Origin of the sequence: Amycolatopsis sp. NPDC001319 (assembly GCF_042896185.1) — a bacterium.
Taxonomy (GTDB): domain Bacteria; phylum Actinomycetota; class Actinomycetes; order Mycobacteriales; family Pseudonocardiaceae; genus Amycolatopsis.
Genome location: NZ_JBIAWY010000003.1, coordinates 390,677 through 404,101, shown reverse-complemented (window position 1 = coordinate 404,101; position 13,425 = coordinate 390,677). Strand labels below are relative to the sequence as shown.

General features: G+C 66.9%; 22 protein-coding genes. 1 reads left to right on the top strand and 21 read right to left on the bottom strand.

Annotated features, from left to right (window positions below):
- Positions 1–8: 8 nt before the first annotated feature.
- The 21 genes from rpsH to ACFY1H_RS12335 form a co-directional block, all read right to left on the bottom strand.
- Positions 9–407, bottom strand: a complete 399-nt coding sequence (gene rpsH / locus ACFY1H_RS12435; RefSeq protein ID WP_220246088.1) for a 30S ribosomal protein S8 — start codon at positions 405–407, stop codon at positions 9–11.
- An 83-nt stretch (positions 408–490) separates the two neighbouring features.
- On the bottom strand, positions 491–676 hold the full coding sequence (locus ACFY1H_RS12430; RefSeq protein WP_326568105.1) for a type Z 30S ribosomal protein S14: 186 nt from the start codon (positions 674–676) through the stop codon (positions 491–493).
- Between the two features lie 4 nt (positions 677–680).
- Positions 681–1,244 (bottom strand): 50S ribosomal protein L5, encoded by a 564-nt coding sequence (gene rplE / locus ACFY1H_RS12425; protein ID WP_360597545.1) that lies wholly within the window; start codon positions 1,242–1,244, stop codon positions 681–683.
- A 1-nt stretch (position 1,245) separates the two neighbouring features.
- Entirely contained in the window at positions 1,246–1,560 is a 315-nt protein-coding gene (gene rplX / locus ACFY1H_RS12420) for a 50S ribosomal protein L24 (protein WP_204091700.1), read from the bottom strand.
- Positions 1,560–1,928: a 50S ribosomal protein L14 gene (gene rplN / locus ACFY1H_RS12415; RefSeq protein WP_004558867.1), complete on the bottom strand. Its 369-nt coding sequence runs from the start codon at positions 1,926–1,928 to the stop codon at positions 1,560–1,562. Before rplN ends, rplX begins: the two co-directional genes overlap by 1 nt.
- A gap of 84 nt (positions 1,929–2,012) precedes the next feature.
- Positions 2,013–2,297, bottom strand: a complete 285-nt coding sequence (gene rpsQ / locus ACFY1H_RS12410) for a 30S ribosomal protein S17 (protein ID WP_360597546.1) — start codon at positions 2,295–2,297, stop codon at positions 2,013–2,015.
- Positions 2,294–2,539 carry a 50S ribosomal protein L29 gene (rpmC, locus tag ACFY1H_RS12405; RefSeq protein WP_220246084.1) on the bottom strand — a complete coding sequence of 82 codons (246 nt, stop codon included), beginning with the start codon at positions 2,537–2,539 and terminating at the stop codon, positions 2,294–2,296. The genes rpsQ and rpmC overlap by 4 nt, the downstream gene beginning before the upstream one ends.
- Positions 2,539–2,958, bottom strand: a complete 420-nt coding sequence (gene rplP / locus ACFY1H_RS12400) for a 50S ribosomal protein L16 (protein ID WP_091618501.1) — start codon at positions 2,956–2,958, stop codon at positions 2,539–2,541. Before rplP ends, rpmC begins: the two co-directional genes overlap by 1 nt.
- A 3-nt stretch (positions 2,959–2,961) precedes the next feature.
- Entirely contained in the window at positions 2,962–3,816 is an 855-nt protein-coding gene (gene rpsC, locus ACFY1H_RS12395; RefSeq protein ID WP_366575794.1) for a 30S ribosomal protein S3, read from the bottom strand.
- Positions 3,816–4,235, bottom strand: a complete 420-nt coding sequence (gene rplV, locus ACFY1H_RS12390) for a 50S ribosomal protein L22 (RefSeq protein WP_220246082.1) — start codon at positions 4,233–4,235, stop codon at positions 3,816–3,818. Before rplV ends, rpsC begins: the two co-directional genes overlap by 1 nt.
- A gap of 31 nt (positions 4,236–4,266) precedes the next feature.
- Positions 4,267–4,548: a 30S ribosomal protein S19 gene (gene rpsS / locus ACFY1H_RS12385; protein ID WP_153035997.1), complete on the bottom strand. Its 282-nt coding sequence runs from the start codon at positions 4,546–4,548 to the stop codon at positions 4,267–4,269.
- An 18-nt stretch (positions 4,549–4,566) separates the two neighbouring features.
- Positions 4,567–5,403, bottom strand: a complete 837-nt coding sequence (gene rplB, locus ACFY1H_RS12380; protein WP_366575797.1) for a 50S ribosomal protein L2 — start codon at positions 5,401–5,403, stop codon at positions 4,567–4,569.
- Between the two features lie 15 nt (positions 5,404–5,418).
- Entirely contained in the window at positions 5,419–5,730 is a 312-nt protein-coding gene (gene rplW, locus ACFY1H_RS12375) for a 50S ribosomal protein L23 (protein WP_220246080.1), read from the bottom strand.
- Positions 5,727–6,416 carry a 50S ribosomal protein L4 gene (gene rplD / locus ACFY1H_RS12370; RefSeq protein WP_366575799.1) on the bottom strand — a complete coding sequence of 230 codons (690 nt, stop codon included), beginning with the start codon at positions 6,414–6,416 and terminating at the stop codon, positions 5,727–5,729. Before rplD ends, rplW begins: the two co-directional genes overlap by 4 nt.
- On the bottom strand, positions 6,413–7,069 hold the full coding sequence (gene rplC / locus ACFY1H_RS12365; RefSeq protein ID WP_360597553.1) for a 50S ribosomal protein L3: 657 nt from the start codon (positions 7,067–7,069) through the stop codon (positions 6,413–6,415). The genes rplD and rplC overlap by 4 nt, the downstream gene beginning before the upstream one ends.
- A gap of 31 nt (positions 7,070–7,100) precedes the next feature.
- Entirely contained in the window at positions 7,101–7,406 is a 306-nt protein-coding gene (gene rpsJ / locus ACFY1H_RS12360) for a 30S ribosomal protein S10 (protein ID WP_003102098.1), read from the bottom strand.
- Positions 7,407–7,823: 417 nt separating this feature from the next.
- Positions 7,824–9,017: an elongation factor Tu gene (tuf, locus tag ACFY1H_RS12355; protein WP_360597555.1), complete on the bottom strand. Its 1,194-nt coding sequence runs from the start codon at positions 9,015–9,017 to the stop codon at positions 7,824–7,826.
- Positions 9,018–9,146: 129 nt separating this feature from the next.
- On the bottom strand, positions 9,147–11,246 hold the full coding sequence (gene fusA, locus ACFY1H_RS12350) for an elongation factor G (protein ID WP_366575800.1): 2,100 nt from the start codon (positions 11,244–11,246) through the stop codon (positions 9,147–9,149).
- A gap of 63 nt (positions 11,247–11,309) precedes the next feature.
- Complete coding sequence (gene rpsG, locus ACFY1H_RS12345; RefSeq protein ID WP_007031033.1) at positions 11,310–11,780, bottom strand: 30S ribosomal protein S7; 471 nt, start codon at positions 11,778–11,780, stop codon at positions 11,310–11,312.
- Positions 11,780–12,154: a 30S ribosomal protein S12 gene (rpsL, locus tag ACFY1H_RS12340; protein WP_003102113.1), complete on the bottom strand. Its 375-nt coding sequence runs from the start codon at positions 12,152–12,154 to the stop codon at positions 11,780–11,782. The genes rpsG and rpsL overlap by 1 nt, the downstream gene beginning before the upstream one ends.
- A gap of 355 nt (positions 12,155–12,509) precedes the next feature.
- The gene (locus ACFY1H_RS12335) at positions 12,510–12,668 is read right to left on the bottom strand and encodes a hypothetical protein (protein ID WP_220246074.1); all 159 of its coding nucleotides are present in this window, start codon (positions 12,666–12,668) and stop codon (positions 12,510–12,512) included.
- A 141-nt stretch (positions 12,669–12,809) separates the two neighbouring features.
- Here ACFY1H_RS12335 and ACFY1H_RS12330 point away from each other — a divergent pair, with 141 nt between their 5' ends.
- Positions 12,810–13,298, top strand: coding sequence for a GNAT family N-acetyltransferase (locus ACFY1H_RS12330; protein WP_366575803.1), 489 nt, complete (start codon positions 12,810–12,812; stop codon positions 13,296–13,298).
- Positions 13,299–13,425 lie beyond the last annotated feature (127 nt).

The following is a 13,425-nucleotide window of genomic DNA, read 5'->3' as shown; positions in this document are numbered from 1 at the left end:
CCCCTTCCTTACCAGACGTAGGCGAGGACTTCGCCGCCCACGTTGTTGCGCTTGGCCTGACGGTCGGTCTGCAGGCCGCCGGACGTCGAGATGATCGCGACGCCGAGGCCACCCAGCACGGACGGCAGTTCGGTCGATTTTGCGTACACCCGCAGACCCGGCTTCGACACGCGCCGGAGGCCGGCGATGCTGCGCTCACGGTTGGGGCCGTACTTCAGCTCCACGATCAGGTTCTTGTGCTTCTCGCCCGGCTCGTCGCGGTAGCCCGCGATGTAGCCCTCGCGCTTGAGGATCTCGGCGATGTTCGCCTTGATCTTCGAGTGGGGAAGCACGACCTCGTCGTGGTACGCCGAGTTCGCGTTACGCAGACGCGTCAAGAAGTCTGCGATGGGGTCGGTCATCGTCATGGTGACCTGTCAACCTTTCTCGCCTGGTTCCCCGCCGTGTGAGGGCGGGGCCTGTGGCGAACTGGGAAATAGTTTCGAGCCTCTTACCAGCTGGACTTGTGGACGCCGGGCAGCTCGCCCGCGTGCGCCATCTCCCGGAGGCAGATCCGGCAGAGCCCGAACTTGCGGTACACCGAGTGCGGCCGACCACAACGGTTGCAGCGGGTGTAACCCCGCACGGCGAACTTCGGCTTCTTGGCGGCCTTGTGGACCAGCGCTTTCTTGGCCATCGGCTCAGTTCTCCTTGAACGGGAAACCGAGCTTGCGCAGCAGCGCCCGGCCCTCGTCGTCGGTGGTGGCGGTCGTGACGACGGTGACGTCCATACCGCGCGGACGGTCGATGTCGTCGGGGTTGATCTCGTGGAACATCGACTGCTCGTTGAGACCGAACGTGTAGTTGCCGTTGCCGTCGAACTGCTTGCCCGACAGGCCGCGGAAGTCGCGGATACGGGGCAGCGCGATGGTGAGCAGCCGGTCCAGGAACTCCCACATCCGGTCGCCGCGCAGCGTCACGCGCGCACCGATCGGCTGGCCCTCGCGCAGCTTGAACTGCGCGATGGACTTGCGGGCCTTCCGGACTTCCGGCTTCTGGCCGGTGATCAGCGACAGGTCGCGGACAGCACCCTCGATGAGCTTGCTGTCGCGGGCCGCGTCACCCACACCCATGTTCACGACGACCTTCACGACGCCGGGAATCTGGTGCACGTTGGGGATGGAGAACTCCTTCTGGAGCTCGCCCTTGATCTCGTCGCGGTACCGGGTCTTCAGACGCGGCACGATCTTCTCTGCGGTGGTCATGTCAGATGTCCTTGCCGTTCCGGCGCGAGACCCGGACCTTCTTGCCGTCCTCGCCGATGCGGTAGCCCACGCGGGTCGGCTTGCCGTCCGAGTCCACGACCATCACGTTCGACACGTGGATGGGCGCTTCCTGGGTCACGATGCCACCGGACTGCGCACCACGCTGGGTCTGGGTGATCCGGGTGTGCTTCTTGATCCGGTTCACGCCTTCGACCAGCACGCGGTCCCGCTCCGGGTAGGCCTGGATGACCTTGCCCTTGGCGCCCTTGTCCTTGCCGGCGATGACGACGACCGTGTCGCCCTTCTTCACCTTCATCACAGCACCTCCGGCGCGAGCGAAATGATCTTCATGAACTTTCGGTCGCGCAGCTCGCGGCCCACCGGGCCGAAGATGCGGGTGCCACGGGGCTCGTTGTCGTTCTTGATGAGCACAGCGGCGTTCTCGTCGAAGCGGATGTAGGAACCGTCCGGACGACGGCGTTCCTTCACCGTGCGGACGATGACGGCCTTGACGACGTCGCCCTTCTTCACCCCGGCAGCCGGGATGGCGTCCTTCACGGTGGCGACGATGATGTCGCCGATACCCGCGTAGCGCCGCCCCGAACCACCGAGCACCCGGATGCAAAGGATCTCCTTCGCACCGGTGTTGTCGGCAACCCGTAGCCGCGACTCCTGCTGGATCACGTCAACTCCTGTATGTCGCGCCGGTTCTCGCGTGTTGTCTCACAACGCGAGCCTTGCGGAACCAAGGACTCCGAAGAGCCCTGCTTACTTGGCCTTCTCCACGACCTGCACGAGGCGCCAGCGCTTCGTCGCCGACAGCGGCCGGGTCTCCATCAGGGTGACCCGGTCGCCCACGCCCGCCTCGTTGTTCTCGTCGTGCACCTTGACCTTGGTGGTGCTGCGCAGAACCTTCGAGTAGCGCGGGTGCTTCTTGCGGTCTTCGAGCTCGACCACGATCGTCTTGTCCATCTTGTCCGAGACGACGTAGCCCTCGCGCACCTTGCGGTAGTTGCGCACGACCTTCTCGGTCTCGGTGGTGGGCTCGCTCATGCGGCACCTTCACTCTCGCTGTCGGGGGCCACGGAAAGCCCGAGCTCCCGCTCGCGCATGACCGTGTAGATCCGCGCGATGTCCGTGCGGACGGTGCGCAGCCGACGGTTGTTGTCCAGCTGCCCGGTCGCCATCTGGAAGCGGAGGTTGAAGAGCTCCTCCTTGTATTCCTTCAGACGCAGCACGAGCTCTTCCGCGGTGAGCTCACGAAGCTCCGATGCCTGGGCGGCGCCGTTGGCCATCAGAACTCACCACCTTCACGGGTCACGATGCGGCACTTCATGGGCAGCTTGTGGATCGCGCGACGGAGGGCCTCACGGGCCGTCTCCTCGTTCGGGAAGCTGATCTCGAACATCACGCGACCCGGCTTCACGTTGGCGATCCACCACTCGGGCGAACCCTTACCGGAACCCATGCGGGTTTCGGCCGGCTTCTTGGTCAGCGGGCGGTCCGGGTAGATCGTCGTCCACACCTTGCCGCCACGCTTGATGTGACGGGTCATGGCGATACGAGCGGACTCGATCTGCCGGTTCGTCACGTAGCTGTGCTCAAGCGCCTGGATGCCGAACTCGCCGAAGCTGACCTTCGTACCGCCCTTGGCGGCGCCGTGGCGCTTCGGGGAGTGCTGCTTCCGGTGCTTGACCCTGCGCGGGATGAGCACGTCTCAGCCCTCCGTCTTTTCTGCGGTCTCGGCAGCCGGGGCCGCTTCGGTCGCCACGGGTGCCGTGTCTTCGGTCTTCGCGGCGGCGGCGGCGCGGCCGGCTTCGGTCGAGGTGGCCGTCGTGCCCGAGGCGCCGGAGCGGCGCGGACGGGAGGGACGGTCGCCACGGTCGCGGCGCGGGGCCCGCTCGGCAGCCGCGGCGGCGTCGCGCGCCTCGCGGGCCTTGAGGCCACCGACCAGCTCACCCTTGTAGATCCACACCTTCACGCCGATGCGACCGAACGTCGTCTTGGCCTCGAAGAAGCCGTAGTCGATGTCGGCGCGCAGCGTGTGCAGCGGGACCCGGCCGTCGCGGTAGTGCTCGGAGCGGGACATCTCGGCACCGCCGAGACGACCGCCGCACTGCACGCGAATGCCCTTGACCTGCGGCGAGCGCATGGAGGTCTGGATCGCCTTGCGCATCGCGCGGCGGAACGCCACGCGGTTGCTCAGCTGCTCCGCGACACCCTGCGCGACGAGCTGCGCGTCGGCCTCGGGGTTCTTGACCTCGAGGATGTTCAGCTGGACCTGCTTGGCGGTCAGCTTCTCCAGCGCGCCACGGATCCGGTCGGCCTCCGCGCCGCGACGGCCGATGACGATGCCCGGCCGGGCGGTGTGGATGTCGACGCGGACGCGGTCACGGGTGCGCTCGATCTCGACCTTGGAGATGCCGGCGCGCTCCATGCCCGTGGACAGCAGCTTGCGGATCTTCACGTCCTCGGCCACGTACTCCGAGTACTGCTTGTCGGCGTACCAGCGCGACTTCCAGTCCGTGGTGATACCCAGGCGGAAGCCGTGCGGGTTGATCTTCTGGCCCACTACCGGCCACCTGCCTTCTTCTTGCTCTGAGCCTTCTTCACGTCGGCCTTCGGACGCGACTCCACCTCGACGGTGATGTGGCTCGTCCGCTTGCGGATCCGGTACGCGCGGCCCTGGGCCCGCGGGCGGATGCGCTTGAGGGTCGGGCCCTCGTCGGCGTACGCGTTCTTGACCCAGAGCGTCTCCGGGTCCAGCTGAAGGTTGTTCTCGGCGTTGGCCACGGCGCTGGCGAGCACCTTCGCGACCGGCTCGCTGGCCGCCTGCGGGGCGAACCGGAGCACGGCCAAGGCGTCGGCGGCGCTACGTCCCTTGATGAGCTCGATCACCCGGCGCACCTTGGTCGGCGAGTCCCGGACGAAGCGAGCCCGCGCGTAAGCCGTAGGCAGAGCCTCGACCGTCGCGTCGTTCTGGGCGTTCATCGCTACTTCCCTTGTCTTGTTTCGTGCCCGCTCAGCGGCGGCGCGACTTGCGGTCGTCCTTGATGTGGCCCTTGAAGGTCCGAGTCGGGGCGAACTCGCCCAGCTTGTGACCCACCATGGCCTCGGTGACGAACACCGGGACGTGCTTGCGGCCGTCGTGCACGGCGATCGTGTGGCCCAGGAAATCCGGGATGATCGTCGAGCGACGCGACCAGGTCTTGATCACGGTCTTCTTGTTGGCCTCGTTCAGCGCGTCCACCTTCTTGAGCAGGTGGTCGTCCACGAACGGGCCCTTCTTGAGGCTACGTGGCATGTTGTTCTACCTCCCTGCTCAGCGCTTGTTCTTGCCGGTGCGACGGCGGCGGACGATGAGAGCGTCGCTCGCCTTGCGGCGGCGCGTACGACCCTCGGGCTTACCGTTCGGGTTGACCGGGTGGCGACCACCGGAGGTCTTGCCCTCACCACCACCGTGCGGGTGGTCGACCGGGTTCATCACGACACCACGGACGGTGGGGCGCTTGCCGCGCCAGCGGTTACGACCCGCCTTGCCCCAGTTGATGTTGGCGTGCTCGGAGTTGCCCACCTCGCCGACGGTCGCGCGGTTGCGCACGTCGACGTTGCGGATCTCGCCCGAGGGAAGCCGCAGCTGGGCGTACGGCCCGTCCTTGGCGACCAGCTGCACGCGGGCGCCGGCGGAACGCGCCATCTTCGCGCCGCCACCGGGGCGGAGCTCGATCGCGTGGACCACGGTGCCGACCGGGATGTTGCGCAGCGGCAGGTTGTTGCCCGGCTTGATGTCGGCGCGAGGGCCGTTCTCGACGGTGTCGCCCTGCTTCAGCTTGTCCGGCGCGATGATGTAGCGCTTCTCGCCGTCGGCGTAGTGCAGGAGCGCGATACGCGCGGTGCGGTTGGGGTCGTACTCGATGTGCGCGACCTTGGCCGGCACGCCGTCCTTGTCATTGCGACGGAAGTCGATGACGCGGTAGGCGCGCTTGTGGCCGCCACCCTTGTGCCGGGTGGTGATCTTGCCCGACGAGTTGCGACCGCCCGAACCGCTCAGCGGACGCAGCAGCGACTTCTCCGGCGTGGAGCGGGTGATCTCGGCGAAGTCCGAGACGCTCGAACCGCGACGACCCGGGGTCGTCGGCTTGTACTTGCGGATGCCCATTGTCAGCTCAGTCCTTTACGCGGTGGGTCCGCCGAAGATCTCGATCGCCTTGCTCTCGGGCGAAAGAGTCACGATGGCGCGCTTGGTGTCCTTGCGCTTGCCGAAGCCCGCGCGAGTCCGCTTCCGCTTGCCCTGACGGTTGGCCGTGTTGACGCTGACCACCTTGACACCGAACACCTTCTCGACCGCGATCTTGATCTGGGTCTTGTTGGCGTCCGGGCGGACGATGAACGTGTACTTGTGGTCCTCGAGCAGCCCGTAGGACTTCTCGGAGATGACCGGCGCGAGCAGGATGTCGCGGTGGTCCGGAATGGCGACCGAGCTCACTTCTCGTCACTCCCTTCCGTAACCTCGCCCGACCGCGCGGAGGCCTTGACGGCCTTGCCACGGACGGGGCCTGCGACGAACGCGTCGTACGCGGCCTTGGTGAACACGACGTCGTCGTTGACCAGCACGTCGTAGGTGTTGAGCTGGTCCGCCCAGAGGATGTGCACCTCGGGCAGGTTCCGCAGAGAAACCCAGGACAGCTCGTCGTCCCGGTGCAGCACCACGAGAACGCGCTTCGCCTGCGTCACGGCGGCGATCGCGGTCTTGGCGGCCTTGGTCGACGGCTTCTCACCGGCGACCAGCTCGGTCACGACGTGCAGCTGCCCGGCGCGGGCCCGGTCCGAGAGGGCGCCACGCAGAGCGGCGGCCTTCATCTTCTTGGGGGTGCGCTGGGTGTAGTCACGCGGCGTGGGGCCGTGGACGACGCCACCGCCGGCGAACTGCGGCGCGCGGGTCGAACCCTGGCGGGCACGACCGGTGCCCTTCTGCCGGTACGGCTTCTTGCCGCCACCGGAGACCTCACCACGGGTCTTCGTGTCGTGCGTGCCCTGGCGCGCGGCGGCCAGCTGGGCCACCACCACCTGGTGCATCAGCGCGACATTGGCCTGCACGTCGAAGATCTCCTCGGGGAGGTCCACGGTGCCGTCGGCTTTACCGGCCGGGGTCTTCAGCTCGACGCTTGTCATTCGGAGTTACCACCCTTCGCGGCGCTGCGCACGAACAGCAGGCCGCCCTTGGGACCGGGCACGGCGCCCTTGATCAGCAGCAGGCCGTCCTCGGCACGCACGGCGTGCACGGTGAGGCCCTGCGTGGTGACCCGGTCCGAGCCCATACGACCCGCCATGCGCAGGCCCTTGAAGACGCGGCCGGGGGTGGCGCAGCCACCGATGGAACCCGGCTTGCGGTGCACGGCCTGAGCACCGTGGCTCGCGCCCTGGCCCTTGAAGCCGTGGCGCTTCATGACACCGGCGTAGCCCTTGCCCTTGCTGGTACCGGTCACGTCGACCTCGACGCCGGCGGCGAACACCTCAGCGGTGATCTCCTGACCGACCTCGTACGTCTCGGCGTCCGTGGTACGCAGCTCCGCGAGGAAGCGCCGCGGGGTCACGCCCGCCTTGTCGAAGTGGCCGGTGCGCGGCTTGTTCACCTTGCGCGGGTCGACCGCGCCGAACGCCAGCTGCACGGCCGCGTAGCCGTCCTTGTCCTGGGTCCGAACCTGGGTGACCACGTTCGGACCGGCCTTCACGACGGTGACCGGGACAACCCGGTTCTGCTCGTCGAAGACCTGGGTCATGCCGAGCTTGGTGCCCAGGATGCCCTTCATCTGCCTGTCAGACATGAGTCTCTTACTCTCCGCCGCTCGCCAGCCGCTACTGGATGTTGACGTCGACGCTCGCCGGCAGGTCGATGCGCATGAGCGCGTCGACCGTCTTCGGCGTCGGGTCGAGGATGTCGATCAGACGCTTGTGCGTGCGCATCTCGAAGTGCTCGCGCGAGTCCTTGTACTTGTGCGGCGAGCGGATGACGCAGTAAACGTTCTTCTCGGTGGGCAGCGGCACCGGCCCGACAACACGGGCGCCGGTGCGCGTGACCGTCTCCACGATCTTGCGCGCCGAGGTGTCGATCGCCTCGTGGTCGTAGGCCTTGAGCCGGATGCGGATCTTCTGTCCCGCCATGGTGGCTGCTCGTTCCTTCGTCGTCTCGTGCCGCTTGTCTCGTCAACCCGGGCGCCAGCCCCGGTTTCAGCAGTTCAACGGCCCTGTCCCCGGTCCACGCGGTCGGGCGTGTCGCGCCCGACGCACAGACGGATCCCGTGGGATCGTCCTGCCTGGTCTTCCTCAACGTGAGGAGGCCGCGAGCCCGCGGTGCCGCAAAACAGCACCGCCGACTGGTTGGCCTTTGCCCGCTAGCCTCACCCCGAAGGAAGAGCTGGACGGACCGTGGCCGCTCGTACAGGGGCGGCCGGAACCCCGTGAGTCATTCGCACAACTCTGGGATTCGGCCGCCCCGGGACGAGCAACCTGAATAGTGTCGCACACGTGAGTTGACGCCCTTGACTGGGGGGTGTATTGCCCCAGCCAAGGGCGTCGAAATCACTTGATGATCTTGGTGACCTGACCCGCACCCACGGTGCGGCCGCCCTCGCGAATCGCGAAGCGCAGGTTCTCGTCCATCGCGACCGGCTGGATCAGCTGGACCGAGATGTCCGTGTTGTCGCCCGGCATGACCATCTCGGTGCCCTCGGGGAGGGTCACGACGCCGGTCACGTCGGTCGTACGGAAGTAGAACTGCGGGCGGTAGTTGTTGAAGAACGGGGTGTGACGGCCACCCTCGTCCTTCGACAGGATGTAGACCCGGCCCTCGAAGTCGGTGTGCGGGGTGGTGGTACCCGGCTTCACGACGACCTGGCCGCGCTCGACGTCCTCGCGCTTGATGCCGCGGAGCAGGAGGCCGACGTTGTCGCCCGCCTGGCCCGAGTCGAGCAGCTTGCGGAACATCTCGACACCGGTGACAGTCGTCTTCTGCGACTTCTCCTTGATGCCGACGATCTCGACCTCTTCGTTGACGTTGACCACGCCACGCTCCACACGACCGGTCACCACGGTGCCGCGGCCGGTGATGGTGAAGACGTCCTCGATCGGCATGAGGAACGGCTTGTCGAGCTCACGCACCGGGTCCGGCACGTTGTCGTCGACGGCGGTCATGAGCTCGAGGACAGCCTCGGCCCACTTGGCGTCGCCCTCGAGAGCCTTCAGGCCCGACACGCGCACGACCGGCGCGTCGTCGCCCGGGAACTCCTGCGAGGACAGCAGCTCGCGAACCTCGAGCTCGACGAGCTCCAGGATCTCCTCGTCGTCGACCATGTCGGCCTTGTTCAGCGCGACCACGATGTAGGGCACGCCGACCTGGCGGGCGAGCAGCACGTGCTCACGGGTCTGCGGCATCGGGCCGTCGGTGGCGGCCACGACCAGGATCGCACCGTCCATCTGGGCGGCACCGGTGATCATGTTCTTGATGTAGTCCGCGTGACCGGGGGCGTCGACGTGCGCGTAGTGACGCTTCTCGGTCTGGTACTCGACGTGCGAGATGTTGATCGTGATACCGCGCTGGCGCTCTTCGGGCGCGTTGTCGATCTGGTCGAACGCACGCGACTCGTTGAGCTCCGGGTACTTGTCGTGCAGAACCTTGGTGATCGCCGCGGTCAGCGTGGTCTTGCCGTGGTCGACGTGACCGATGGTCCCGATGTTGACGTGCGGCTTGCTCCGCTCGAACTTCGCCTTCGCCACTGGAATGTCCTCCTGGACTGATTTCGCTTTGTGCTCCCCGGCCGACGTGGCTGCCGGCCGGGGATTGTTACTCGTCGTCTTTGCTGCGGACGTTCAGGAGTGTTCCTTATGCCCGCGAGCGAGGGGGAACTACTCCCCCGTCGCCTTCGCGATGATTTCCTTCGCGACGTTCGCGGGAACCTCGGCGTAGGAGTCGAACACCATGGAGTAGTTCGCGCGACCCTGGGTGCGAGACCGCAGGTCGCCCACGTAACCGAACATCTCCGACAGCGGCACCAGTGCCTTCACGACACGGGTACCGGCGCGCTCCTCCATGGCCTGGATCTGGCCACGGCGGGAGTTGAGGTCACCGATCACGTCACCCATGTAGTCCTCGGGAGTCGTGACCTCGACGGCCATCATCGGCTCGAGGATGACCGGGCCGGCCTTCTTCGCGGCTTCCTTCATCGCCATGGAACCGGCGATCTTGAACGCCATCTCCGAAGAGTCGACCTCGTGGTACGCACCATCCAACAAGGTGAACTTCAACCCGACGAGCGGGTAGCCGGCCAGCACGCCGTACTGCATGGCGTCCTGCGCGCCCGCGTCGACCGACGGGATGTACTCCCGCGGCACGCGGCCACCGGTGACCTTGTTGTCGAACTCGTAGAGTGCACCGTCCGTCGTCTGCAGCGGCTCCAGCTTCACGATGACCTTCGCGAACTGGCCGGAACCACCGGTCTGCTTCTTGTGCACGTAGTCGAGCTTGTCGACCGTCTTCTTGATCGTCTCGCGGTAGGCGACCTGCGGCTTACCGATGTTCGCCTCGACCTTGTAGTCGGACTTCATGCGGTTCACCAGCACCTCGAGGTGCAGCTCGCCCATGCCCGCGATGATCGTCTGGCCCGTGTCCTCGTCGAGCTGGACCTGGAAGGTGGGGTCCTCCTCGGCCAGCTTCTGGATCGCGAGCGACAGCTTCTCCTGGTCGGCCTTCGTCTTCGGCTCGATGGCCACGCGGATAACGGGATCCGGGAAGGTCATCGACTCGAGGACGACCGGGTTCTGCGGGTCGGCCAGCGTGTCACCGGTCGTGGTGTCCTTCAGGCCGATGACCGCGTAGATGTGGCCGGCCTGGGCCTCCTCGACCGGGTTCTCCTTGTTGGAGTGCATCTGGAAGAGCTTGCCGATGCGCTCCTTGCGCTCCTTGGTCGCGTTGACGACCTGGGCGCCCGCGGAGACCTTGCCCGAGTAGACCCGGATGTAGGTCAGCTTGCCGAAGAACGGGTGCGCGGCGATCTTGAACGCGAGCGCGGAGAACGGCTCGTCGACCGACGGCTTGCGCAAGACCGGGGTCTCGCCGTCGGGCAGCGTGCCCTCGACGGCCGGCACGTCCAGCGGGGACGGCAGGTAGTCGATGACCGCGTCCAGCATCGGCTGCACGCCCTTGTTCTTGAACGCGGAGCCGGTGAGCACCGGGTACGCCTCGCGCGCGACCGTGAGCTTGCGGATGCCGGCCTTGATCTCGGCCTCCGTGAGCTCCTCGCCCTCGAGGAACTTCTCCATCAGGGAGTCGTCGGCCTCGGCGACCGTCTCGACCAGCTTCTCGCGGTACTCGGCGGCGCGGTCGGCGAGCTCGGCGGGGATGTCCTCGATCTCGTAGTCCTCGCCCTTGCTCACCTCGCCCCGCCAGGTCAGCGCCTTCATGCGGACGAGGTCGATGACACCCTCGAAGTCGTTCTCGGCGCCGATCGGCAGCTGGATGACCAGCGGCCGGGCACCGAGGCGCTCCTCGATGGTGCGCACGGTGAAGTAGAAGTCGGCGCCCAGCTTGTCCATCTTGTTGACGAAGCAGATGCGCGGGACTTCGTACTTGTCCGCCTGCCGCCAGACCTGCTCGGACTGCGGCTCGACGCCTTCCTTGCCGTCGAAGACGGCCACGGCGCCGTCGAGCACGCGGAGCGAGCGCTCCACCTCGACGGTGAAGTCGACGTGCCCGGGGGTGTCGATGATGTTGATCTGGTGATCGGCCCAGAACGTGGTGGTGGCAGCCGAGGTGATGGTGATACCCCGCTTCTGCTCCTCCTCCATCCAGTCCATGGTGGCGGCGCCGTCGTGGACTTCGCCGATCTTGTAGTTGATCCCGGTGTAGAACAGGATCCGCTCGGTGGTGGTGGTCTTACCGGCGTCGATGTGCGCCATGATCCCGATGTTGCGGACCTTGTTCAGGTCGGTCAGCACTTCACGTGCCACGAGAGTGTTCCCCTGTCTCGAGCGTGGGGCCCGGCATGGCTTGGATCGGCAGCCGGGCGGTCATCACCAGCGGTAGTGCGCGAAGGCCTTGTTGGACTCGGCCATCTTGTGCGTGTCTTCACGGCGCTTGACGCTGGCGCCAAGACCGTTGCTCGCGTCGAGCAGCTCGTTCTGCAGCCGCTCGATCATGGTCTTCTCGCGGCGAGCCTGCGAGAAGGAGACCAGCCAGCGCAGGGCCAGCGTGGTGGAGCGGCCGGGCTTGACCTCGATCGGCACCTGGTAGGTGGCGCCACCGACGCGGCGGCTCTTCACCTCGATGGTGGGCTTCACGTTGTCGAGCGCGCGCTTCAGCGTGACGACCGGGTCGGTGCCGGTCTTCTCGCGAGCGCCTTCCAGCGCGCCGTACACGATGCGCTCGGCCAGCGACCGCTTCCCGTCCTTCAGCACCTTGTTCACCAGCTGGGTGACCAGCGGGGAGGCGTAGACCGGGTCGGAGATCAGAGGCCGCTTCGGGGCCGGACCCTTGCGGGGCATTAGCTCTTCTCCTTCTTCGCGCCGTAGCGGCTGCGCGCCTGCTTGCGGTTCTTCACACCCTGGGTGTCGAGCGAACCGCGGATGATCTTGTAGCGAACACCAGGCAGGTCCTTCACCCGGCCGCCGCGCACGAGCACCATCGAGTGCTCCTGCAGGTTGTGGCCTTCACCGGGGATGTACGCCGTGACCTCGATGCCGCTCGTCAGCTTCACACGCGCAACCTTGCGCAGCGCCGAGTTCGGCTTCTTCGGGGTCGTGGTGTACACGCGGGTGCACACGCCACGACGCTGCGGGCTCCCCTTGAGGGCCGCGGTCTTCTGCTTGGCAGCCTTGTCCTGGCGGCCCTTGCGGACCAGCTGCTGGATCGTGGGCAATGGACCAGCTTCCTGTCGTGATCTTGCTTCTTCGTGTCTTCACCGGCCCCCGCGGTCGGGCGTGTCGGCCCGCGTCACGGTCTCTCGACCGGTAACTTCCCGGAGGGATTTTCCGTCGCAACCCCACGTGGAGAGGCCGGTGAACCGGGTGCGCGAGCACCCCGCTCATGCCGTACGGCACGCGGAGCGGCCCGACGCCTGCCGGGCACGGTCTCCAAAGATACCCGGCCACCTGACGGGAGGTCCGGGCGGGGGGTCCGAAGTGACGGTGACCGCCCATCGTAACCCCAGATGAGGACTCTGCGGCCAGAGCGACGCGGAGGTCCCGTTATTCAGAACGTGACGGACGTCGCCGCTATTCCTCGTCCGGCTTCGCGTGGTCGGGCCGCCCCGGGTGGGGATCGCGCGACAGGTCGATCAGCGGGTGGACGCCGGCCCCCTCAGGCGCGGCGTGGCTCCCCTTGGTGTCCTTCTGCCCCTCTTCAGGCCGGTCGGCGGTGCCGTTGCCGTCCATGACGCACTCCTCAAGTCGGTTTCCCTGCGGCTCGCACGCTACCCATTTCCACGAACGGGTGACACATGGGGATCGAACGTCGCTTTCCTCAGGTGATCGACTTGGCCGTTAACCAGTGGACGGACCGGTCACGATGATTTCGTGACGACGAACTGGGCCATCACGCCAATCCCCGTCGACCATCTCGACGCGCGCGCGATCCTGCGCGAGTACCTCACCGACGTCGCGAGCCGCTACTGGGGCCGCCCGGCCACCGACGCCGAGGTCGACCAGGCTCTGGCCGAGGCACCGAGCGACGACCTGGCGCCCCCGACCGGCGCGTTCCTCGTCGCCCGCCTGCCAGACGGCACCGTGGCCGGCTGCGCCGGCACGCGGGTGGTGCGGCCCGGGCTGAACGAGCTCACCAAGGTGTACGTGCGCCCGGCCCACCGCGGCCAGGGCGGCGGCGCGCGCCTCGTCGCGGCGGCCGAGGAGGCGGCGCGGGCGCTGGGCGCCGAGACGCTGCGGCTCGACACCCGCCACGACCTCGTCGAGGCCCGGGCCCTGTACGCACGGACCGGATACGCGGAAGTCGAGCCGTTCAACGACGACAAGTACGCGGAGCACTGGTTCGCGAAAACGCTCAGGTGAAACGGTTTCCCACTGTCCACACCGGATTTACCTGCTCCACAAAGGACTTCGAGCAGCGTTCGTGTACGGCGGCGGCGCCGTCGCCTCTTCTGGGAAAAGATTCACGACTTCGCAGCGCGAACGCGAC

Bases quoted from the DNA above. Each gene is read 5' to 3' on its own strand.
- rpsH (WP_220246088.1), bottom strand. From the start codon at position 407: ATGACGATGACCGACCCCATCGCAGACTTCTTGACGCGTCTGCGTAAC.
- ACFY1H_RS12430 (WP_326568105.1), bottom strand. From the start codon at position 676: ATGGCCAAGAAAGCGCTGGTCCACAAGGCCGCCAAGAAGCCGAAGTTC.
- rplE (WP_360597545.1), bottom strand. From the start codon at position 1,244: ATGACCACCGCAGAGAAGATCGTGCCGCGTCTGAAGACCCGGTACCGC.
- rplX (WP_204091700.1), bottom strand. From the start codon at position 1,560: ATGAAGGTGAAGAAGGGCGACACGGTCGTCGTCATCGCCGGCAAGGAC.
- rpsQ (WP_360597546.1), bottom strand. From the start codon at position 2,297: ATGAGCGAGCCCACCACCGAGACCGAGAAGGTCGTGCGCAACTACCGC.
- rpmC (WP_220246084.1), bottom strand. From the start codon at position 2,539: ATGGCCAACGGCGCCGCCCAGGCATCGGAGCTTCGTGAGCTCACCGCG.
- rplV (WP_220246082.1), bottom strand. From the start codon at position 4,235: ATGAACGCCCAGAACGACGCGACGGTCGAGGCTCTGCCTACGGCTTAC.
- rpsS (WP_153035997.1), bottom strand. From the start codon at position 4,548: ATGCCACGTAGCCTCAAGAAGGGCCCGTTCGTGGACGACCACCTGCTC.
- rplB (WP_366575797.1), bottom strand. From the start codon at position 5,403: ATGGGCATCCGCAAGTACAAGCCGACGACCCCGGGTCGTCGCGGTTCG.
- rplD (WP_366575799.1), bottom strand. From the start codon at position 6,416: ATGACAAGCGTCGAGCTGAAGACCCCGGCCGGTAAAGCCGACGGCACC.
- rplC (WP_360597553.1), bottom strand. From the start codon at position 7,069: ATGTCTGACAGGCAGATGAAGGGCATCCTGGGCACCAAGCTCGGCATG.
- rpsJ (WP_003102098.1), bottom strand. From the start codon at position 7,406: ATGGCGGGACAGAAGATCCGCATCCGGCTCAAGGCCTACGACCACGAG.
- rpsG (WP_007031033.1), bottom strand. From the start codon at position 11,780: ATGCCCCGCAAGGGTCCGGCCCCGAAGCGGCCTCTGATCTCCGACCCG.
- ACFY1H_RS12335 (WP_220246074.1), bottom strand. From the start codon at position 12,668: ATGGACGGCAACGGCACCGCCGACCGGCCTGAAGAGGGGCAGAAGGAC.